Here is a 20,855-nt window from a genome sequence, read left to right on the forward strand (position 1 = left end):
TTAATACTTTAACAAACAAAAGCAGTGAAAACAAGAAAAAAGCTATCAACAATAGATGAAATATATCTCTATTATTGATAGCAGGTTTTGAGTTTTAAGACTCAACAAATAATTGTACCCATGCACCATTATAATAGCCAACACCAATGCCATTATAGCGACCATTCAGAATATTGGCTTTATGTCCTGAAGAATTCATCCATGCATTCATTACTTCTTGAGGCGACCTTTGACCTTTTGCAATATTTTCCCCAGCAGATCGATAAGATATACCGAACGTTTTTAGCATATCAAAAGGACTTCCGTAATTGGGGCTGGTATGGGAAAAATAGTTACTATTGATCATATCCATAGCCTTTTTCTCAGCAACATTCTTAACATCTGCTCGATGGGTAAGCGGGCGTAATCCATTCTTAGCACGTTCAGCATTCACCAAACGAGCCACTTCTTCCTCGAAAGACGAAACATTGGTTGCTGTCGATTTTAAGCGAATCACACCGCCAACCTGCATATTATACGGATCGACAGTTGGATTCAATTCCATTAATCTTTTGTAATCTAATCCATATCTTTTTGCAATAAACCAGAACGTATCCCCCTTTGAAATTTTATAAAACTCAAAGGGTGGTTCTTTGAACATGGAAATAGTTTGAGCATTAGTTGTAGTCGGAAAATACCAACTTACGCTCATGATCAATACAAGTATACAGCTAAAAATTTTTTTCAAGACTATTTCAACTCCTTTCTTCCATTAGTTTGTTAATCTCTAATAGAAGTATGAGAAGTTTCAATTGGTAATTTATCTTGAATTTTTTGGTTCTTTTGGTAAAAACCAAATAAGAATCATACTAAGAATCGCTAGAAAAAGGACAACATAATAAACGGTATGTAAGGAGTGCGTTAATCCGTCTTGAAGAATTTGTAAAACATCCTCGGACAATCGATTTCTCTCCTCCTTATTTAACAGAAGGTTTGTTGAGTCAACGTTTAAATGAGAGGTATGCTCATTACCATATTGATTAAAATAACTCATCAATCTGCTATTTAAAACTCCGCCAAGAAATGCTGCACCTATTGTATTCCCGAGGTTTCTCATAAAGGAGTTTGATGCGGTTGCAATCCCTCTCTGCTCCCAACTAACAGCACTTTGTATCGAAACAATAAAGGTCGTAGTTGTTAACCCCATCCCGAGTCCAATAATAAAAGAACCTATTGCAGCCCATAATGGTCCAGCTTCAGGTGTTAACATAACAAACATAACGCTACCTAAAATAAGAGCAATTCCACCAATAAAAGAAGTTGTCCGCACGCCAATTTTTAGCAATAACGTACCTGCTACCGTTGATGCAATGGGCCAACCAATAGACATGGTTGTTAATGTAAAACCTGCAATAAGCGGTGATTTTTCCATTACCCCTTGTACAAATGTCGGCAAAAAGCTTGAAATCCCGATTAACATAATTCCAGTCGTTAAAGATGTCAAATTCGCCAATAAAATTGTACGATCCTTCCAAATTGAAAATGGCATAATCGGTTCAACTGCTTTTTGTTCATGTTTATAAAATAAAAAGAAAGCAATTAAGGCCACTACGAGCAATCCTATTATTTGAAAGGATAACCAATCCCAACGATTCCCACCTTCCACAAGTACAAACATTAATATTGAAGTAAAAATGGTCGTTAAAATAGCTCCTCCATAATCGATTGGCTTTTTGTTTTTTTCGATGTTTTCATGTAAGAAAAATCCAATTCCAATCATGGCTAAAATTCCAAGTGGGATATTAACCCAAAAGACGAATCTCCAACTAACAAATTGAACAAATAAACCGCCGATAGCAGGTCCAAGAACAGCAGAGATGCCCCAAACACTTGATAAGTATCCTTGTATTTTTGCTCTTTCCTCTTTTGTATAAATATCACCTACAATCGTCGTTGCAATAGGGGTAATGGCTCCTGCACCAAATCCTTGAATAAATCGAAAAATAATTAGTTCTGTCATCGATTGTGCTAGCCCACACAAAATGGAACCAATTAAAAAAATGATAATCCCAAAATTAATGACTGGTTTACGCCCAAACAAATCTGACAGTTTCCCATAAATTAAAACGGTTACAGTATTCATTAATAAATAAGATGAAAAAACCCAGCTGTATAATGAAAAATCCCCCAACTCACCAACTATCGCAGGCATGGCTGTCGAAACAATCGTTCCCTCAATAGCCCCCATGAACATGGCAAGCATAATTGAAGCGAGGACAATAGGGCGATTGGTTTTCCGTTTTGATTGTTTTGTATGCAATACACTTTCCATTTGATATAATCCTTTCTAATCCTAATAATCCCTCTATAAAAAAACAAAGCCCCCTAGATACAGGGAAGCTATTATTCTATTTAGTATGAAAAACTTCATTGATTAAATTCAAAATAGCCCTTCTCGTAAGAATTCCTTCAAAGTATCCTTCATTATTTTCAACACAAAGAAAAGGATAATCTACTAACAACTGTATCATGTCCTGTACATTCGCATCAATTTTCACATGTGGAATTTGTTTATTCATGACTTCCTCAACCCGAGTGGTTTCCAATTTTTCATACTCAATTCTTTCCAACCCAAGTATGGATTCCATAATAATAGGAGTTGATATAAGACCATGAAGTTTATAAAGAGGATCGAGTACAGGGATCGCACTATAACCGCTTTTTGTCAATACTAACAAAGCATGCTCAAGGCTATTTCCCACTTGTACATGCGCAACCTTCTCGGATGGGATCATTAACAGACGCATATCAATGGTGAGGAAATTTTCGGGATTTAACATGATGAATTCACCTCAGAAAATAAATTATGTCCTATTATTTTAGCACAGTTTAGAATTTTCTGCCCTATTCATCATCAAAATGTGGAAATTTCTTCATAAAAAAGGAACCTTAATGGGTTCCTTTGTTTATGTCAGTAGATTAGCTTATTGAATTAGATCAAAAATTTCAATTGTAATCATATCAATATTATCAAATTGATACCGCTTTGGTTTCTCTTTATCGAAGTACACTTCCAATTCAAATGTGGATGACTTAGGTTGATACGTTACCTGACACTTTCGCTCACCATTTACCTCAAAAAAGCGTTGTGATGGCTCTCCATTTGCTGATTGCTCTTGAAGATTTTTTAAACGAGTTAAGATACCCTGAAGTTGTGACATATTTCCTCTCCTTTCAACAAAAGCTGCTTATGTTTAGGTTTCTCAAATGCTCTCCTTCTAAACCAGAAAATTAATTCTAATTTAATACGTTTCAAGATAATTTTCCTAACATAATCAGCATAAAGAAAAACATGTAATTGTACAAGTATTAGTCGAAAAAAATCGAGTTTTTTTTACAAAATTAGCGATACGCGCCTTTAGTATTCATCAAAAGCTGAACCATTACAGTAATTGATTATGTTTATACAGGAAATCATAGGAAAGATCGATAAATAAATAGTCATACCCATTTAAAGGAAATGAGAAGGTCCTAGTTGCATCGCCCGTTTCAATATCATGATATAAATCGGATAAAATGCCTTTTTTTTCCTTTCTCATTTTAACAATATTTTCCAAAAAGTAAGGACGCCAACTCCAGTTCTTTTGAATATACTCTGGTTGGATGTCCCACCCTTTTTCCATTTTTATTAAATTAGGTGACTTTTGAAATCCATCTTCATCACAAATGTATATTCTAAAAGCTATTCCTTCTAAATCTTTTGCAAGAGCTCCTAATAAATCCTCATATTCATTATATTTACGTGTTTTATTAAGAATTACCTGAAGCCTTGATTGAAACTCATCTGTAATAGTCACGATGGCTTCTAGTTTTCTCTTTTCATATATAATAAATTCATGGAATTCAGTTTTTAGTTTATTTTTTAATGAATCTCGAGGGACAAATTGGCCTGAAGGACCTTCTAGGTAGTAACCTTGATAATAACGCCCACCATTTTTCCATGCAAATTGAAGCTGATAAACCATTTCAATATTTTTAAATAATAATGCGGCACCAATTTTTCTTGCTAAAAGGGATAGTGAATAAAGGATTTCATGAAAGGCTTGCGGAGGATTCATTGACCTTAATGGAACTAAGTCAACCTTTACAATATCAGGTTTTAAATCGCCTATACGATCCAATAAACTGCTTGTATTTTTCATTTTATCAATCGCAATTTTTATCCCAAATGTTCGATAATAATTTAATAAATGATCAATCTGATGGTGAGGGTCTTCATTTGAAATTTCTAATACAATTCGATTCAAGGAAATACCCTTTTCTTGGTATTTAAGCAGTAGCTGCAATAAATCTTCCCCGCTATCATTCATAAGCAACTCCTCACTTCTATTTATGAAAAGGAGTACATCATTATCCAACGTTAGAGCCTTTTCCATGGCTTTTTTAAGCACAACATTATCAACTTCTATCCGAAATTCATCAGGGATACTACGATCACGAAAAAAAGGACCAAGACTAATAACCTTCTCTGAATCTTGATACCTTCCTAATATTTCATAGCCAATGATACGATGTTCATCAGCACTGAAAATCGGTTGAAAATATGGAATTACATGATCTAAATCAGACATAATGTCCAATGCGTCCATTTTGACCCTCCTTCACTATGCCCAATTATACCATAAAGATTAAATGGCCTTTCATTCTTCAACTAAGTAAAATGATGTAATTTTTAATACTTCATATATTTATCTTCTAATTTTTTGTATCCTTTGATAGTATAATAAGGACTTTTAAAATATGATAGGTTGGTTTTGCTATGCCAAAGAAAATATCGAGGAGAACATTTATTAGAAGAACTTTTGGTTCTATTTTTGCTATGACGGCTGCTTCAGCTGGTGGTTATTACTATGCAAAAGAAATAGAAACGAGATTACTAGAAATTAATAAGTATGAAATATATCACCCTAACATTCCAATTGAATTTGACCAGTTTAAAATGGTTCAATTTAGTGATACACACCTAGGCTTTCATTATCATTTAGATCAATTAGCCAAGATTGTAAATAAGATCAACAAACTGAATCCAGATGTCGTTTTTTTCACAGGTGATTTAATGGATGAGCCTAACAAATATAAAAATAGTGAAGAAATTATACCGATACTTTCTAACATCCAAACTAGATTTGGTAAATTTTCAATTTATGGAAATCATGATCACGGCGGGTATGGGACAGATTTGTACCATGATATTATGATTAACAGTGGCTTTACTTTATTGCAGAATAATAGCCAAGAAATACAATTATTAAACGGCAGTTCGATTTATATTGTTGGTCTTGACGATGCAATGCTTGGTAAACCAGATTTAAAAGAGGCTGTTTCGGGGATTCCTGAAGAATCCTATAAAGTCCTTTTAGCTCACGAGCCAGACTTAGCAACCGCGGCGGTTCCTTTTGGAATTCAACTACAAATTAGCGGACACAGCCATGGTGGACAAGTAAAAATTCCATTTATCGGCCCTTTAATAACACCACCTTATAGTGAACGATATTATGAAGGATTCTATGAATTAAAAGATGTACAAAATGCTTTAACTTTATATGTGAATCGTGGAATTGGTACAACTAGACTACCTTTTCGATTTTTATCAAAACCTGAATTAACACTGTTTACACTATCTGCAGGAAAACATTAAAAGAGAGGCTGTCATTCTCAAAGGTTCTTTAATGATCTTATTTAAAGCTTAAAGATTATTAAAATTGACCTTTGGACATCCTCTCCGCATTCTTTTATTCTTCAACTTCCTCAATATAATAATTAGACTCTAAAATTAAACAACCTTGACTATCTATTTCCGGTTCAGTCTCTCTTCTTTCTACATAATGATAATCGCCATTCCTATCCTGCTCCCTGCCCTTAACATTATCAGAAAGCTCTAGCGCTAAGAAATTCTTCAACTTTTTTTTCAATCGTCCTTCAAATATTGGGAATAAAATTTCTACTCGCTTCTCCATATTTCTCGTCATTAAATCTGCTGACGATAAATAGATTTTCTCTTCCCCGTTATGATGAAAAAAGTAAATTCGACTATGTTCGAGAAATCTTCCGACAATGCTAACAACCCGAATATTTTCACTTACCTTTTCAATTCCTGGTTTTAAGCAGCAAATTCCACGAACAATTAATTCAATTTTGACACCTGCAGTTGAAGCTTCGTACAATTTCATGATTAACTTTTTATCTGTTAAGGAATTCATCTTTGCTATGATATGCCCATTTTGATATTGTTGGTGATACTGGATTTCTTGATCGATTAATTTAATGAGTTCACCTCTAATGTCGTGAGGAGCTACAGCAAGATGATGATATTCAGGTTTTTCTGTATACCCGCTTAAATAATTAAAAAAGTTGGTTGCATCAATACCAAACTTTCGTTTCGTGGTAATATATCCATAATCGGTATATGCTTTTGCAGTTTGATCATTATAATTCCCTGTACCAAGATGAACAAATCGCTCAATTACACCTTTTTTCCGACGAACGACCAGCGTTATTTTACTATGCGTTTTTAGGTGGGTCATTCCATATATAACATGACAGCCTGCCTTTTCAAGCTCCTTTGCCCACTGTACATTATTTTCTTCATCAAACCTTGCCTTTAATTCAACTAACACGGTTACTTGCTTTCCATTCTCCGCAGCCTTTTTTAAAGATTCGATAATCGGAGAATCACCACTCACGCGGTACAAAGTTTGTTTAATCGCTAAAACATTCGGGTCGCATGCTGCTTCTGACATAAAATCAACAATGGGTTGAAAGGATTCGTACGGATGATGAAATAACATATCATGATCAATCGCATTTTCAAAGATATCCTTGTCTGGATTAATTTCTTTAGATGGTTTTGGAATGAACGGCTCATAAACGAGATCTGTTCTAGATTTAGCAAAAACTTTATAAAATGAAAATAAAAAGGTTTTATCAAGAGGTCCTGAAATATAATAAGTATCGTCCTCGTGAATCTCTAATTCATTAAGTAAATAATGTAAAATCTGCTTATCTAACTTTTCAGATTTAATTTCGAGACGGACAGCCGCTCCCCATTTACGCTTTTTTAATTCTTTTTCAATTACTTTCAGAAGGTCCCTTGCTCCTTCTTCATGAATCTCTAAATCCGCATTTCTCGTAATTCTAAATTGGGTAACCGAACGAATCGTATATCCTGTAAATAATTTCGACACAAAATAGCAAATCACATCTTCTAATAAAACATAGCAAACGGTTCCATCATTTGAAGGTACCCCAACAAACCTTTCTAATAATGAAGGTACTTGAACAATTGCCAAATGTCTTTCTCTTGGGTCCGTTGCAGCAACTTCAATGGAAACAGCTAAATTAATACTTTTATTCAAAAGCATCGGAAAAGGTCGATAGGCATCAACTGCCATTGGTGTTAATACCGGAAAGATTTGTTCATCAAAATAGGATTCAAGATATCCCTTTTGATCCTCTGTTAAATCCTCAACATTTAATAAATAAATATCCTCTTCTTTTAGACTAGGAAGAATTTGTTTTGCAAATGTTTGATCTTGAAGATGGACTAAAGCATGAGTTTTTTCAGATATTTTCCTTAATTGTTGTTTTGGCGTTAAGCCCGCTTTATTTTCTGGTTTATCAAACCCAACTTTTACTTGATCTTTTAATCCAGCCACCCTCACCATAAAAAATTCATCTAAATTAGAACTAAAAATGGCCAAAAATTTGAGTCTTTCTAATAATGGATTCCGTATATCCACAGCTTCCTGTAGAACTCGTTCATTAAATGCGAGCCAACTTAATTCACGATTATTGTAATAGGATGGATGATTAAACTGTTCTCTATTGTTATTGTCCATAACTAACACACCTTTTTTCAGCATAATTCGACAATAATAGCATATCAAAAAAATATTTAATAAATTGTTAAGAAATTGTAAATTTAATAACTAACCTGTAAAAACTGTACGACAATCGATATTCGAAGAGCTTTTTCTAATTGACGAAGATGCTTTTCTAATTCATATCTCTCAACAAAAGCATTACCACTATAATTAACATTTAGCTGTAAAGCATCTTTTGATGCTCTCGTTACTGAAATATTTTTTATAATCGAGCGTTTTGATGAATCTAGTGATGAGGCTAGTTTTGCAATCGCGCCTACTACGCGAATGGTTGCCATTTCCTCTTTCGAGAACCAGTCTGTGAATGAAGTATAATATTGTTTTAACAACGTGTTATTTTTAAAAGAAGCAATAAATGCTAGTCTTACCCGATCTTGATGAAACAATCCATTGATTGACTGGTTGGCAAGCAGATAAAAAGTATGCTGACTACTTGAGTCATCATCAATATAAATTCCTAAATAATAAAGTTTGGCTCCAATGATTACCATTTTTTGATAAAAATCTTTATGATAAAACGAATAATAAGGTGTTAACTGTTCAAAGAGGTTTTGGGCTAGATATGCCCTGTGCTCAGCATGTTCCAAATGAACATCATAATCTACTAATAATTCTTTAATACTATAAGAAATAATTTCATCTGTTGTTGGAAAATCACTGTACAGTTGATTATTCTTCATTGAAATGCCGTCTCGAAGCCCCCTTCTACTGAACATAAAAAAAGGTGCTTTCGTATATTCGAAAAACTTCACAAATGCTTCTAGTGCTGGAATAATAATATCGGCGCGGTCATTTGAAAGGCCTTCCACTTTTTCTAATTGTGGAACCGAGAATTGCCCCAGATAAGTTTGGACTAACATTAAATCTGAGGAGCTCATTGTATATTGGTGAATACCAGCAATCGGGTACTTTTTTAAGTTCTGATCAATTTGAGCAATATTTCTGGCACTTCCCCCGATTGCAATAATCGGCTTATTAATATGCCTTAACCATGGAAGCTCATTAAATGCGTTTAACAGATAGGCATTAAGTTCTTTTTTTTCCTGATCGGTCATTTTCTCCTGCTTCATAAACTGTTCCTTCAGTGAAACCGACCCAAAAGGAAAACTATGATAATAAATCAATTTTCTGTTTTCAAAATAGGTAACCTCTGTACTTCCTCCACCCATATCAATGGTAACGCCTGATTCGATTGGTGTTGAACGCGTTACAGCATAGTATCCTGTAAAGGCTTCATCTTTTTCAGAATAGATGTCAATATCAAATCCAGTTTTTTCTTTTACAATCGAGAGTATATCTTGATGATTCTTAGATTGTCTAATCGTTGCTGTTGCTACACAATAAACAACTGAAACATGATGATATAGAATAACTTCTTTAAACCCTTGTAAAATATGTATGAGCTTTTTGATTCCTTCATCTATTAAAACCTTATCGTCATCTAAGTACTGACGGAGCCGCGCTACTGTCTTTATATTCTCCGTTTCTTTATAACTTCCACCCCGTTTTTTTTCATATATAACAAGCCGAATGGTATTTGACCCAATGTCAATGACCCCCCATTTATCCTGTTCCAACTTCATCACTCCTTATTTTAGGAATACCTGTATCCCCGTGAACAAATACTTTTTTCTTTTGCAATTTAGTTATCAAAAAAAGAGTAGCAGTTACATTCATTTTTCATAGGCTATTTTATCATAAAAAATTTGCTATAAAAATGGATGGAGTGATAACATTGCAACACATCATTAAAACAGGGGAAACTTTATATTCAATTTCAAGGGATTATCGAGTTTCAATTCCGGCATTACTTGTGGCAAATCCCCATATAACAAATGTCAATATGATACAAGCTGGCTGGTCTATTCTAATTCCTGGTTTACCAGACCCTAGAACAATCCCTTATAAAATTGTTGTTTCAAAAGGAAATCGAACCCTTCAACTGCTTCGCAATCAAACATTAGTTAAAAGGTATCCAATTGCAGTTGGAAAAATGTTAACTCAAACGCCTGTAGGGTCATTTGTCATCGTAAATCGCGAACCGAACCCTGGGGGTCCATATGGAGCCATGTGGCTTTCTCTTTCAAAGGCGGGCTATGGAATACACGGCACTAACAATCCATCCTCTATTGGTAAAGATGTATCACACGGTTGTATTCGCATGTATAATCTAGATGTACTTGAACTTTCTAGACAAGTTCCTAATGGAACCTCTGTTACAATTCAATGAACTTTCATTCGTAAAAAGTGTGATTGGATAAGTTTATATTCAAATGTTCGTTAATTTTTGAGAACTTATTTTCTTTTAGAAACAAAAAGGGTATAATGAATATGATTACTCATACTATAAATATTATTTTCACCTATTTTTTCTTAACATATTGAAAGGAGTCCTAACATTGTCCTCATATAGTGACGACACATCTAAACCTCAAATACAACCAACAATTGAAAACCTCTCACAAGCGATCTTCATTGTTAATAGACATGCGAAAACTGCTCCTAACCCTAAATTCTTATATAAACTTAAATTTTCGGCTCTTCATAAACTCATTCGTGAAGGAAAAGCAAAAAAAATCGGATTACATTTTTCAAATAATCCAAAATATAGTCAGCAGCAGTCGGATGTATTGATCCAATGTGGGAAATACACATTCCATCTTCCTCCTTCTAAAAGCGATTTTGAAGAATTACCTCACCTTGGTAAATTGGATCAGAATGTGCGTAATCCTAAAGCAACCCTTTCGTTAAACCAAGCAAAAAAAATTCTCTTAACATATACAGGCTTATCTGAAGTTGAACAAAATAAAGTCCCAACAAAACCAACCCGAAAAAAATATAACAAACCTGTCTTTAAAAGACTCGGGGAAAGTTATTATTAGAAAAAACGGAAGTGCTAAAGCTAGACATAAAAAAACTTCTATTAATGGTTCCCTTAAACCACTAATAGAAGTTTTTTATGTTTTTACAAGGCGTGTTGATCGATTAAGCGCACGAGCTCCTCAATTTCTGGTTTACTCACTTGGGCATTGGCTCCAACCATCTGACCTTTATGTCGTAAATCATCTGTTATAAGAGAGGAGAAAATAATGACCGGCAGCTTGGATAAATGGTTATTCTCTTTAATTTTTTTCGTCAAATGATGGCCATCCATTTGCGGCATTTCAATATCGGTAATAACCAATTGCACCTCTTGTTCAATATTGCTCCCTTTATTGACCATATTCTCTAAATATTGGTAAGCCTCATTCCCATTTTCAAAGAATTCTATATAATGATAACCCGCTTCTTCTAGCGTATCATGAAGCAGTTTTCGTAAAAGTGGAGAGTCTTCCGCTACGACTAAATGCTTGTTTGAACGTTCTCTTTTTCCTAATTTTTGAACACGCTCCATATTAATACCAGATTCTGGATTAATCTCCACCACAATTTTTTCAAAATCAAGTAAGAAAATCATTTGACCATTTAATTTAATCACTCCGATGATTTGACTTTCTGCGCCTTTATACATCTGGGATGGTTTTTCAATTTGTTGCCAAGAGATACGATGAATTTGTGAAACACTATGTACATGAAAAACAATTTTTTGCTGATTAAATTCAGTTACAATAAATTTATCTTTTTCAGGTGTCTCTGAATCAGGGAATCCAATAGCCTTGGCTACATCCACAACCGGAAGTACTTCACCTCTTAACTCGATAATCCCCTCAACATGTGGATGGGAATTCGGTACAATTGTAACAGGTACGGGGTTAATAATTTCTCGTACTTTAATCACATTAATCCCAAAATGATTTTTACCAATTCCAAACTCAACAATCTCTAATTCATTTGTTCCAGATTCTAGCAATATCCCTTTATTATTTTCCAATAGTCTTCAACCTGCCTGTTTTTTAGTCTTCTCTATTACTTTTAACTATACCATGAACGAGTAGGAAAGTTAGACCATTTTTTCTTTTTTATACAAAAAATGTATCTGAAAATCATTTCCAGATACATTTTTGTCATAGCTATTTACTGACGATTGTACTAGCAATCATATCATGTAACCCTTGTTTCTTTTCTGTAAACGCAACCATAATATATCCAATAAAAAAGATTCCAGATAAAAATGACATGGCTGCATATCTACCGAATCCCCTCCAGAATGAAATACGTCTACCGTTTAGATCCGTCACTTTTAATCCTAATAGTTTTTTCCCAATGGTTGCCTGCCATTTTGATGCATGAAGCCCGGCAAAGTAAGCAACCGCAATAATAAAATTAAGGATAATGGTAATGATTAATGCTGTATAATAAGAAGCCATGAATGAAAAAACTTCTGCATCACTAATCTCGCTATACATATAAGTACTATCATACATCATGTAATAAAAGATATCCGATGTACCTAGGAAAAGAAAAAAGATAATAGACGACACGATCCATATTGGTATAGACAAAATAACAGAATCAATTAAATAGGCTCCTACCCGAATCCAAAAGCCGGCAAAACGTGTTGCCCCTTCATTAGAATGATTTTCTAAAGTTGTGTTCATCATTGGCCCCCATTCTTTTTTCAGAGATAAAGCAAACCTTACAAAATTAACATTATGCTAGGGATATTTTTTTAGACCATTATTTTCAACAAGCTGTTTTTTTACAAAGTTTCACATGATAAAATAAGTAATCATTTAGGTGGTGAAGGTAAATGGAACATTTAGTTAATAAAAGGGTAAGGGAAATTGAGATCTCTGGTATCCGAAAATTTTCAAATATGGTCTCTGAAACTGAAGGGATGATATCACTAACAATTGGTCAACCCGACTTTCCTACACCGGAACACGTGAAAGAGGCTGGTAAGCGGGCCATTGATGCAAATATGACCTCTTATACACATAATGCAGGTGATATCAAACTCCGTCAGGCTGCAAGTCAGTATGTAAAAGAAAAATACAAATTAAACTATAAGCCAGAAACAGAAATTATCGTAACCGTAGGTGCAAGTGAAGCAATTGATATCGCTTTTCGCACGATATTAGAAGAAGGCTCTGAGGTAATTTTGCCAGGTCCGGTTTATCCGGGTTATGAACCGCTCATAAAAATGTGTGGCGCAAAACCGATTTATGTTGACATAAGAGAAAATGACTTTCGATTTACAGCCGAGATGATCATGCCATACATAAATGAATCCACAAGATGTATAGTACTGCCTTATCCATCTAATCCAACAGGAATCAGCTTAACAGAAGCAGAATTAAAGGATATTGCAAATCTCGTTGAAGAAAAAGAGGTTTTTATTTTAGCTGATGAAATTTACAGTGAATTAGTTTTTGACAGGTTCCATACTTCCATTGCAACCTTTATAAAAGAGAAAACCATTATCATTAATGGCTTATCTAAATCCCATTCAATGACTGGATGGAGAATTGGATTTTTATTTGCGCCAGAAAATATTGTCAAACATATCTTAAAAGTCCATCAATATAATGTTTCTTGTGCCACTTCGATCTCGCAAATGGCAGCTATCGAAGCTCTTACAAATGGTAAAAATGATGCATGGAAGATGAAAAAGGAATATTTAGAACGAAGGAACTATGTGTATCATCGTTTAACAAGAATGGGTCTTGAAGTACATAAGCCTGATGGAGCCTTTTATTTCTTCGTGAAAATCCCTTATCAAATTCCTTCTTTTGATTTTTGTGTAGATTTAGCGAAAAAGGAAAAAGTGGCTGTTGTACCTGGTAGTGCTTTTTCAAATTTCGGGGAAGGCTATTTTAGACTCTCATTCTCTTGTTCAATGGAATTATTAGAAGAAGGTTTGAATCGAATCCACCACTATCTCAAAAACGTGCAGGTTTAAAACCTGCACGTTCCTACTTATAAACCACCTTTATATTTCCCATCATTTTTTGGGGCTTTCTCTTTCTTTGCTTTATCTTTGTGGATTTTGTTAGTATCCGTACTTCCCAATTCGTGGGCAAATTCGGAGTCTATGACGCTTGAATCAAAACCTTTTTTATTTTTTTGCTGTGGATCATTCTTTTTATTACGTTTAGCCATAAAAAAACCTCCTTTACTCTAATGCTAGTGTGTTTCGGAGGCTTTTTTTTATACAGATTTAATCTTTCCAATATTTATACAATGCTTGAGTACCGCTATTTTCTTCACCACTTTGGGCAAGGCGATCATACATGTTTTTCGCTAGTGCTAGTCCAGGGGTATCCATCCCCATTGCTTCTGCTTCTTGGAGTGCAATATTCATATCCTTAATAAAATGTTTTATATAAAAACCAGGTTCAAAGTTTCCTGCTAACATTCTTGGAGCGAGATTAGATAACGACCAACTCCCTGCTGCTCCAGACGAAATACTCTCCAACACTTTTTCTGGATCGAGCCCTGCTTTTTCAGCATAAACAATCGCTTCACAAACACCGATCATATTGGAGGCAATCGCAATTTGATTACACATTTTCGTATGCTGTCCTGCACCTGCATTTCCTTGATACACAGTATTTGTTCCTAGTATCTGAAAGAGTGGCTCTATTTTCTGAAATGCTTCTACATCACCACCGACCATGATGGATAAACGAGCTTCTTTTGCTCCAATATCGCCACCTGAAACGGGAGCATCAAGCGCATAAATCCCCTTTTTTTTGGCCACATCATATATTTTTTTGGCTAAAGTAGGATTCGATGTGGTCATATCAATAACATATGATCCTCGTTTTGCATGTTCAATAATTCCTTGTTCCCCAAAATAGACCTCTTCCACATCTTTTGGAAAACCAACCATTGTAATGATCACATTTGATTGTTGTGCAACTTCTTTCGGAGTAGATGCCCACGATGCACCTTTTTCAAATAATTCGTTGGCTTTTTCCTTTGTACGGTTATAAGCGATAACTGAAAAGCCCGCTTGAAGAAAATGCATAGCCATGCTTTTCCCCATCACTCCCGTACCAATGAATCCGATAACAGTATCTTCTTTACTCAACATATTTTTCTCTCCTCTCGAGCCGTCTACAACATTATTGTAACACTACAAGATTGGCAGTGAGAAAACCAATTTATCGACTATTAAATTTGAGATGTAAAATTCGTTAAAAATGCTTTTGCAATGACTTCATCATTACTAATGATTTCAACTGAAATTGCTTTTTCATCCTTTATCATCTTTTCAATTTCATAAACGTGGAGATCCATTAACAGTGGAATCGGCTCCATATAAATAAAGTTTCCATCTGAAACGTCTAACGTTTTGCCATTAGGCACTTCTCTAGAGCCATAAATAATCTCATCATCTCCCAAGGCAATAGCTAATTCTTCATCATGAATCTTCACTTTTACTTTATACATTTTTTCGTCCGTAAATATTTTATCGTTTACTTTGAAACGAAACTGTAATTCATTTTTATTGTTTAAATGGGCTTCGGCATAACGATTGATGATTGATGGTTCATTTTGTGAACAACCAACAAGTAATACAATCAAAATCATAAGACTCACTACAATTTTTTTGCTCAACCTCAAATTCATCACTCCTCTTTTAACACCTTAGCCAATAACTAACATCATTAAACAGAAGCATGATTAAAATTAAGGCATAAGTTAAACTTGCTTGTTGATTTCCGTTTCAGGTAATTCATTTTCCTCTGTTCTATACCTGATCCGCCTTAAGACTTCGTTTCAACGATCGACTATTTCTTTTATGCCGCAGGAATCTCTTTTCAAAAGAAGCTTTAACACAGTCAAAATTTAAAAAACCGACTGAATTATCAGCCGGTTTTTTAAATTTCTTATTTTTGAATGCTAGCATTTACTGCATCAATAACTTCTGAAGTTGTACTCATTTGTAAGGCTTTCTCGGCCAGCTCTTCCATTTCCTTTTTAGAAAGTCGTAAGATTTGTGAGCGCGCCTTTAAGATAGAAGTAGCACTCATTGAAAATTCATCAAGACCTAGACCTAGTAACAGTGGAATAGCCGTTTCATCTCCAGCCATTTCCCCACACATTCCTGCCCATTTACCTTCTTTATGAGCTGCATCAATGACCATTTTTACAAGTCGTAAAATAGCTGGGCTGTATGGTTGATAGAGATATGAAACGCGTTCATTCATACGATCTGCCGCCATTGTATATTGAATAAGATCATTAGTCCCAATACTGAAGAAATCAACTTCTTTTGCAAATTGGTCAGCCATTACTGCTGTTGAAGGAATTTCCACCATAATTCCGATCTCGATTGAATCAGAAACTTGAACTCCTTCACTGACCAGCTTTTGCTTTTCTTCCTCTAAGATGGCTTTCGCTGCTCGGAATTCATCAAGATTTGCTATCATTGGGAACATAATTTTTAAGTTACCATATGAGCTTGCACGAAGTAATGCTCGAAGTTGTGTTCTAAAAATGTCTTGTTCTTCTAGACAAAGACGAATCGCACGGAATCCAAGAAATGGGTTCATTTCCTTCGGTAAATCTAAGTATGGGAGTTCTTTATCTCCACCAATATCAAGGGTCCGAACAACGACTGGCTTGCCGTTTAAACCTTCAAGGACTGCTTTATATGATTCGAATTGCTCTTCTTCTGATGGAAGTTCATTTCTTCCCATGTAAAGGAATTCAGTTCTGTATAAACCAACACCCTCACCACCGTTGTTGATTACGCCTTCTAAATCATTAGGAGTGCCAATATTAGCAACCAATTCCACTTGATGCCCATCAGCAGAAATGGTTTTTTCGTTTAATAGTTTTGCCCACTCTGCTTTTTGTGCTTCATATTGAGCATGTTCTTGCTTATATTGTTGGATGATTTCTTCGGTAGGGTTTATATGAACTTCACCTTTTAATCCATCGACAATGATAATGTCACCATTTTGAATTTCCTTTGTTGCTGTTTTTGTTCCTACAACGGCAGGAATTTCCATAGAACGAGCCATAATTGCTGAATGCGAAGTTCTACCACCAATATTAGTCGTAAACGCTTTTACATAGTTGCGATTTAATTGAGCTGTATCAGAAGGGGTTAGATCTTCTGCAACAATAATGGCCTCTTCCGAAATCATACTTGGATTGACAATTTTAACACCTAATAGATGAGAAAGAATGCGCTTTCTTACATCTCGAATATCAGCAGCTCTTTCTCGCATATATTCATTATCCATTTGTTCAAACATTGCAATAAACATGTCAGTTACTTCTGAAAGCGCCTGTTCCGCATTAACCTTTTCCGTTTTCATTTTATCCTCAATCGGAGATATCATTTCGGGATCATTCGCAATTAATAGATGTGCTTCAAAAATAGCTGCCTTATCTGCACCAAGTTCGATATTCGCTTTTTCACGTATTGCTTCTAATTCTGTTTTCGAGATTTCTAAGGCGTCATTAAAACGCTTAATTTCTTGTTCAATATCAGTTATTTCTTTTTTAGTAAATGAAAGATCAGGTTCTACTAATCGATATGCTTTTGCTATAGCAATTCCGCTTGAAGCCGCAATTCCTTTTAGTACTGTCATTTATTCTGCCAACCCTTCTTTAATTAATGTTTCCTCTAAAGCATTTAGTGCTTCAACTTCGTCTTTACCATCCACCATTATTTTGATGTCAGCACCTTGACCTATACCTAAAGACATGACTCCCATAATTGACTTTAAGTTCACTTTTTTACCCTTATATTCAAGACTTATCTCTGAATTAAATTTACTTGCCAGTTGTACCAACATGGTTGCTGGACGAGCATGTATACCTGTAGTCGCGATTACATTAAAATTCTTTTCAACCATACCAAAAACCCTCCTATTTTTCGACAGTATCCTATAAAAGGATATCATTTTCGTTATAGTACGACAATTCTTATATACATAAATAAATTAAGTTCTAATTTTCAGTAAGGTATCCGTTTACATCTCAATATATTTACATGTTTTACTATATTGACATAACTTAGTCGTAGAGTAAGAAACTGATTTCAAAGGGATAGCTTTTGCTATCTCTTTTACTTTCAGCTCCTCCTCATCAAACCGTACGTGAAGTTTTCCTTCATACGGCTTTCCGACGTTCTTCTTTCCTTGGCTTTACAGCGTCTAACTAGCTAATTTTCACTAATATATGTTTCACTTCTTTTCTTACATCCTTTAAATTTCCATGTTTCTTACGATTATTTCTCTTTTTGTTATGAAATAAGGTAAGTCGTTCTAATACATACCAGTCGATTCTATTTAGCCATTTCTTTGCGTGAGCCGAGATAAGATAGTAATTCTTGAAACCTTGCAGTTTCCTATTTAGCCCTTTTACTAACTCTCTGATATCCAAGTATAATTTATTCCTTGGTTCTGTATAGGCTTTAATCTTAGAACGCATTTTCTTCATCGCATTCCTCTTAGGTATATGTGACATGACATATAACGTGTTTCCACCTTTTCGTCTGATTGGAAACTTCCGATTATGAAATCCTAGAAAATCGAAACCATCTATGTCATTCCACAGATTAACTAGTCTCGATTTATTTCTATTAATAGTAAGGTCAAGTTTCCTCATTATTGATTGGATGACCTTTATACTTTCAAGTGCTTGTTGTTTGGTTTTACACATAATGACGAAGTCATCCGCATACCTTATGAGTTCACCCAAGTCTTTGAACTTCTTCTCCCAAAGCATATCCATTGTATTTAGGTAGATATTAGCTAAAAGAGGTGAAATTACACCACCTTGCGGTGTACCAGTAATTGGATTTCTTATTTTGCCTTCCTCCATTATGCCTGACTCTAGCCATTTTCGAACAAGCTTTAAAACCCGTCGATCACTAATCCTTTGTTCTAATATTTTCATCAACTTGTATTGATTAATATTATCGAAATATCCTTGGATATCGACGTCTACTACCCAAAAACATTTCTTACTGGCTTTTCTTATCTTTGCCATCGCTTGATGGGCATTTCGCTTTGGACGAAAACCAAACGAACAGTCATGAAAGTCAGCCTCGAATATTGGTTCAATAACCATTTTCGTTGCCATCTGTACGACCCGATCTTTAATAGTTGGAATTCCTAATGGACGTTTCTTTCCATCATCCTTTGGAATATAGGTTCTTAGGACTGGACTAGGGTGATAACGCTTCTCCTTTAGTTCCAAATAGAGCTCGTTCATAAATTTCTTTTCCCCGTACTCCAAGACGATTTGTTCAATCGTCTGTCCATCGACACCTCCACTTCCTTTCTTTCGCTTCACACGTTGCCATGCCTCCCATAGAATATCAGGACGATAGATTTTGTCATATAAAGCGTGAAATCTTCGAGTTGGACATTCCTTGGCACAAAGATATAACGTCTTCCAGAGTTCTTGAGCTTTTACTTTATTGGTGTAGTTAGTCATTTTCCTGACATTCACTGACTCTTACCTCCTTCTGACATATGAACGAAGTAGGGTAATGGCTTGCGCCGTCCTTCCCTAGACAATGTTGTGTTGTCATTGTCATTAATGGTACTATGACCCCCTCCGACTCCCTCTCATCCATCCACCACTTCGTTTGCACTTATAGGTTTCTGCTTTACTTTCGTTAGAAAGTGACAAGGAGGGTATCCCCAGTTCCGCTAACTACTTTACTAACATGTCGCTCCCCATACCCCGAGAGATTCATCGGTGCTGCTATTCCAAGATCTTCACACCTTCCATGGTCTTCGCCCATTATCCCAAGGCTCGACTTCTCTTTGGCTACCGTAGGTAGGTTCTTTTGACGAGACGGCAGGATTCACTTTATGTTACAACCTGTTAGTTTGCTCGCACTCCGCTAGGGAGTTACTTTGTCACAGGGCTTCAACCTTAGAATTTCTTCACCAGTTGCCTGTCAGCTACTGAGCGTCTTGGTACTTACTCAGGTTGGACTTTCACCAACTAGCAATTAACGGCTTGCTGGGCACGCGCATAAAAAAAGAAAGGGTGAATATTTTCGTTCACCCTTCTTTTAACTAATTGGTTCTTTAAAATATTGATATAGAACGTCTCCACCTATTTGGGCAATCCCACGAAAATGCTTAAAATCCTCTTGTTTTATTAGGACTTGGCGGAAAGATAAAAATTCATCCTTCGCAATTAAATATTCTTCCATTTCTCCATTTCTAAGCTTTTCCAAAATGTTAATAGCCATTTCCTCTGTCATAAAAATCACTCCTTACTATACATTTATAGTAAGGGTTGTTTGATAAGTAGTAAAGTTTCAAAAAACTCTTTACGAATAAAGGAATATAGTGCAAAATATTACTAATATAAAAAATATTAAAAATATAAATACAGAGGAGAGAGGGCTTTTGAAAATAGCTGAGGTAGGCAGTGTAATTGAATTTAGAAATGGCTTACAAGGAATCGTTGAAAAAGTAAACGAAAACTCTGTAATCGTTGACCTTACGTATATGGAAGATTTCATGAAATTAGATTTAGAAGCTCGAACAGTCGTCAATCATAAAAACTATAAAATTGTCAAAGAGGTACTTTAATAAGGAGTCAGACACCACTTTAGAACATAGTCTTATCTAGTGGTGTCTAACTCCTTTTCTGTAGGCTCTGTTAAACTTGATTGTTGTTGCTTTTCAGGCACTTCGCTTGCCGATTACGCCCGCCACCTTAATCTTCGTGTCTTAAGGGATTTTGTTTCGCTTTTTCCGTAGGGTTCTTCGTACCTTCCGCTACAATCAACAGGAGTTTAAAATCATCATTAACCTTTTACATAGCCTTACTATACAAGTATCGCATAAGTTCTTCTATTCTTTCCCCTCATTAGCTAGTTCTTTGAGCGACTTCACTTTTCCATGAGGATTTTGGTCTTGTTTTCGAACAGTCCACTGTCTTTCTTTCTGACTCTTAGATCTAGTCATACAGAAATCCCCCTTCCTTTAAGAATCGTCGTTCTTGCTTATCCTGTGCATTTTTCTAATTTTTATAATCCGATTACATAGAAAGAAT

Annotated in this window: 22 protein-coding genes; 5 read left to right on the plus strand and 17 right to left on the minus strand. The window is 35.2% G+C overall.

Features of this window, described 5'->3' with window-relative positions:
* Positions 1 to 94: 94 nt before the first annotated feature.
* The 5 genes from Q5760_RS17010 to Q5760_RS17030 all read right to left on the minus strand — a co-directional run bounded on the left by Q5760_RS17010 (position 95) and on the right by Q5760_RS17030 (position 4,628).
* Entirely contained in the window at positions 95 to 691 is a 597-nt protein-coding gene (locus Q5760_RS17010; protein WP_428908806.1) for a CAP domain-containing protein, read from the minus strand.
* Positions 692 to 799: 108 nt separating this feature from the next.
* Positions 800 to 2,311 (minus strand): MDR family MFS transporter, encoded by a 1,512-nt coding sequence (locus tag Q5760_RS17015; RefSeq protein WP_428908807.1) that lies wholly within the window; start codon positions 2,309 to 2,311, stop codon positions 800 to 802.
* A gap of 76 nt (positions 2,312 to 2,387) precedes the next feature.
* Positions 2,388 to 2,819: a cyclic-di-AMP-binding protein CbpB gene (gene cbpB, locus Q5760_RS17020; RefSeq protein ID WP_428908808.1), complete on the minus strand. Its 432-nt coding sequence runs from the start codon at positions 2,817 to 2,819 to the stop codon at positions 2,388 to 2,390.
* Between the two features lie 144 nt (positions 2,820 to 2,963).
* On the minus strand, positions 2,964 to 3,200 hold the full coding sequence (locus Q5760_RS17025; RefSeq protein WP_428908809.1) for a YkuJ family protein: 237 nt from the start codon (positions 3,198 to 3,200) through the stop codon (positions 2,964 to 2,966).
* Between the two features lie 222 nt (positions 3,201 to 3,422).
* A complete protein-coding gene (locus tag Q5760_RS17030; protein ID WP_428908810.1) occupies positions 3,423 to 4,628 on the minus strand; it encodes an EAL-associated domain-containing protein in 1,206 nt (401 codons plus the stop codon).
* A gap of 170 nt (positions 4,629 to 4,798) precedes the next feature.
* On the opposite strand from Q5760_RS17030, the gene Q5760_RS17035 reads away from it, so the two are divergent.
* Entirely contained in the window at positions 4,799 to 5,677 is an 879-nt protein-coding gene (locus tag Q5760_RS17035; protein ID WP_428908811.1) for a metallophosphoesterase, read from the plus strand.
* A gap of 94 nt (positions 5,678 to 5,771) precedes the next feature.
* On the opposite strand, the gene Q5760_RS17040 is transcribed toward Q5760_RS17035, so the two are convergent.
* Both Q5760_RS17040 and Q5760_RS17045 read right to left on the minus strand, forming a co-directional pair.
* Positions 5,772 to 7,877, minus strand: a complete 2,106-nt coding sequence (locus tag Q5760_RS17040; protein WP_428908812.1) for an RNA degradosome polyphosphate kinase — start codon at positions 7,875 to 7,877, stop codon at positions 5,772 to 5,774.
* 83 nt (positions 7,878 to 7,960) lie between these two features.
* On the minus strand, positions 7,961 to 9,499 hold the full coding sequence (locus Q5760_RS17045; RefSeq protein ID WP_428908813.1) for an exopolyphosphatase: 1,539 nt from the start codon (positions 9,497 to 9,499) through the stop codon (positions 7,961 to 7,963).
* A 158-nt stretch (positions 9,500 to 9,657) separates the two neighbouring features.
* On the opposite strand from Q5760_RS17045, the gene Q5760_RS17050 reads away from it, so the two are divergent.
* Together Q5760_RS17050 and Q5760_RS17055 are read left to right on the plus strand one after the other, a co-directional pair.
* Complete coding sequence (locus Q5760_RS17050) at positions 9,658 to 10,152, plus strand: L,D-transpeptidase family protein (RefSeq protein WP_428908814.1); 495 nt, start codon at positions 9,658 to 9,660, stop codon at positions 10,150 to 10,152.
* Positions 10,153 to 10,321: 169 nt separating this feature from the next.
* Complete coding sequence (locus tag Q5760_RS17055; RefSeq protein WP_428908815.1) at positions 10,322 to 10,804, plus strand: YkyB family protein; 483 nt, start codon at positions 10,322 to 10,324, stop codon at positions 10,802 to 10,804.
* 83 nt (positions 10,805 to 10,887) lie between these two features.
* Here the strand turns inward: Q5760_RS17055 and Q5760_RS17060 are convergent, their stop codons facing one another.
* Both Q5760_RS17060 and Q5760_RS17065 read right to left on the minus strand, forming a co-directional pair.
* Positions 10,888 to 11,793: a chemotaxis protein gene (locus Q5760_RS17060; RefSeq protein ID WP_428908816.1), complete on the minus strand. Its 906-nt coding sequence runs from the start codon at positions 11,791 to 11,793 to the stop codon at positions 10,888 to 10,890.
* Between the two features lie 139 nt (positions 11,794 to 11,932).
* On the minus strand, positions 11,933 to 12,460 hold the full coding sequence (locus tag Q5760_RS17065; RefSeq protein ID WP_428908817.1) for an RDD family protein: 528 nt from the start codon (positions 12,458 to 12,460) through the stop codon (positions 11,933 to 11,935).
* A 152-nt stretch (positions 12,461 to 12,612) separates the two neighbouring features.
* Between Q5760_RS17065 and Q5760_RS17070 the strand changes: the two genes are divergently transcribed.
* Positions 12,613 to 13,764, plus strand: a complete 1,152-nt coding sequence (locus tag Q5760_RS17070; RefSeq protein ID WP_428908818.1) for an aminotransferase A — start codon at positions 12,613 to 12,615, stop codon at positions 13,762 to 13,764.
* A gap of 17 nt (positions 13,765 to 13,781) precedes the next feature.
* On the opposite strand, the gene Q5760_RS17075 is transcribed toward Q5760_RS17070, so the two are convergent.
* The 7 genes from Q5760_RS17075 to Q5760_RS17105 all read right to left on the minus strand — a co-directional run bounded on the left by Q5760_RS17075 (position 13,782) and on the right by Q5760_RS17105 (position 20,055).
* Entirely contained in the window at positions 13,782 to 13,964 is a 183-nt protein-coding gene (locus Q5760_RS17075) for a hypothetical protein (RefSeq protein WP_428908819.1), read from the minus strand.
* A 58-nt stretch (positions 13,965 to 14,022) separates the two neighbouring features.
* Positions 14,023 to 14,901, minus strand: coding sequence for an NAD(P)-dependent oxidoreductase (locus tag Q5760_RS17080; RefSeq protein ID WP_428908820.1), 879 nt, complete (start codon positions 14,899 to 14,901; stop codon positions 14,023 to 14,025).
* Between the two features lie 80 nt (positions 14,902 to 14,981).
* Positions 14,982 to 15,401 carry a hypothetical protein gene (locus Q5760_RS17085; RefSeq protein WP_428912618.1) on the minus strand — a complete coding sequence of 140 codons (420 nt, stop codon included), beginning with the start codon at positions 15,399 to 15,401 and terminating at the stop codon, positions 14,982 to 14,984.
* Between the two features lie 299 nt (positions 15,402 to 15,700).
* Positions 15,701 to 17,416, minus strand: a complete 1,716-nt coding sequence (ptsP, locus tag Q5760_RS17090; RefSeq protein ID WP_428908821.1) for a phosphoenolpyruvate--protein phosphotransferase — start codon at positions 17,414 to 17,416, stop codon at positions 15,701 to 15,703.
* On the minus strand, positions 17,417 to 17,683 hold the full coding sequence (locus Q5760_RS17095) for a phosphocarrier protein HPr (protein WP_428908822.1): 267 nt from the start codon (positions 17,681 to 17,683) through the stop codon (positions 17,417 to 17,419).
* A gap of 304 nt (positions 17,684 to 17,987) precedes the next feature.
* Positions 17,988 to 19,286 (minus strand): group II intron reverse transcriptase/maturase, encoded by a 1,299-nt coding sequence (gene ltrA, locus Q5760_RS17100; RefSeq protein WP_428908596.1) that lies wholly within the window; start codon positions 19,284 to 19,286, stop codon positions 17,988 to 17,990.
* 574 nt (positions 19,287 to 19,860) lie between these two features.
* On the minus strand, positions 19,861 to 20,055 hold the full coding sequence (locus Q5760_RS17105) for a hypothetical protein (protein WP_428908823.1): 195 nt from the start codon (positions 20,053 to 20,055) through the stop codon (positions 19,861 to 19,863).
* A 148-nt stretch (positions 20,056 to 20,203) separates the two neighbouring features.
* Here Q5760_RS17105 and Q5760_RS17110 point away from each other — a divergent pair, with 148 nt between their 5' ends.
* Positions 20,204 to 20,389, plus strand: coding sequence for a YkvS family protein (locus tag Q5760_RS17110; RefSeq protein ID WP_428908824.1), 186 nt, complete (start codon positions 20,204 to 20,206; stop codon positions 20,387 to 20,389).
* A gap of 264 nt (positions 20,390 to 20,653) precedes the next feature.
* Here the strand turns inward: Q5760_RS17110 and Q5760_RS17115 are convergent, their stop codons facing one another.
* Positions 20,654 to 20,767 carry a DUF6254 family protein gene (locus Q5760_RS17115; RefSeq protein ID WP_428908825.1) on the minus strand — a complete coding sequence of 38 codons (114 nt, stop codon included), beginning with the start codon at positions 20,765 to 20,767 and terminating at the stop codon, positions 20,654 to 20,656.
* Positions 20,768 to 20,855 lie beyond the last annotated feature (88 nt).

This window comes from Niallia sp. Kr1 (genome assembly GCF_050389805.1).
Taxonomy (GTDB): Bacteria; Bacillota; Bacilli; order Bacillales; family Cytobacillaceae; genus Bacillus_BD.

Bases quoted from the DNA above. Each gene is read 5' to 3' on its own strand.
- Q5760_RS17010 (WP_428908806.1), bottom strand. From the start codon at position 691: ATGAGCGTAAGTTGGTATTTTCCGACTACAACTAATGCTCAAACTATT.
- Q5760_RS17015 (WP_428908807.1), bottom strand. From the start codon at position 2,311: ATGGAAAGTGTATTGCATACAAAACAATCAAAACGGAAAACCAATCGC.
- cbpB (WP_428908808.1), bottom strand. From the start codon at position 2,819: ATGTTAAATCCCGAAAATTTCCTCACCATTGATATGCGTCTGTTAATG.
- Q5760_RS17025 (WP_428908809.1), bottom strand. From the start codon at position 3,200: ATGTCACAACTTCAGGGTATCTTAACTCGTTTAAAAAATCTTCAAGAG.
- Q5760_RS17030 (WP_428908810.1), bottom strand. From the start codon at position 4,628: ATGGACGCATTGGACATTATGTCTGATTTAGATCATGTAATTCCATAT.
- Q5760_RS17035 (WP_428908811.1), top strand. From the start codon at position 4,799: ATGCCAAAGAAAATATCGAGGAGAACATTTATTAGAAGAACTTTTGGT.
- Q5760_RS17040 (WP_428908812.1), bottom strand. From the start codon at position 7,877: ATGGACAATAACAATAGAGAACAGTTTAATCATCCATCCTATTACAAT.
- Q5760_RS17065 (WP_428908817.1), bottom strand. From the start codon at position 12,460: ATGAACACAACTTTAGAAAATCATTCTAATGAAGGGGCAACACGTTTT.
- Q5760_RS17070 (WP_428908818.1), top strand. From the start codon at position 12,613: ATGGAACATTTAGTTAATAAAAGGGTAAGGGAAATTGAGATCTCTGGT.
- Q5760_RS17075 (WP_428908819.1), bottom strand. From the start codon at position 13,964: ATGGCTAAACGTAATAAAAAGAATGATCCACAGCAAAAAAATAAAAAA.
- Q5760_RS17080 (WP_428908820.1), bottom strand. From the start codon at position 14,901: ATGTTGAGTAAAGAAGATACTGTTATCGGATTCATTGGTACGGGAGTG.
- Q5760_RS17085 (WP_428912618.1), bottom strand. From the start codon at position 15,401: ATGATTTTGATTGTATTACTTGTTGGTTGTTCACAAAATGAACCATCA.
- ptsP (WP_428908821.1), bottom strand. From the start codon at position 17,416: ATGACAGTACTAAAAGGAATTGCGGCTTCAAGCGGAATTGCTATAGCA.
- Q5760_RS17095 (WP_428908822.1), bottom strand. From the start codon at position 17,683: ATGGTTGAAAAGAATTTTAATGTAATCGCGACTACAGGTATACATGCT.
- Q5760_RS17105 (WP_428908823.1), bottom strand. From the start codon at position 20,055: ATGACAGAGGAAATGGCTATTAACATTTTGGAAAAGCTTAGAAATGGA.
- Q5760_RS17115 (WP_428908825.1), bottom strand. From the start codon at position 20,767: ATGACTAGATCTAAGAGTCAGAAAGAAAGACAGTGGACTGTTCGAAAA.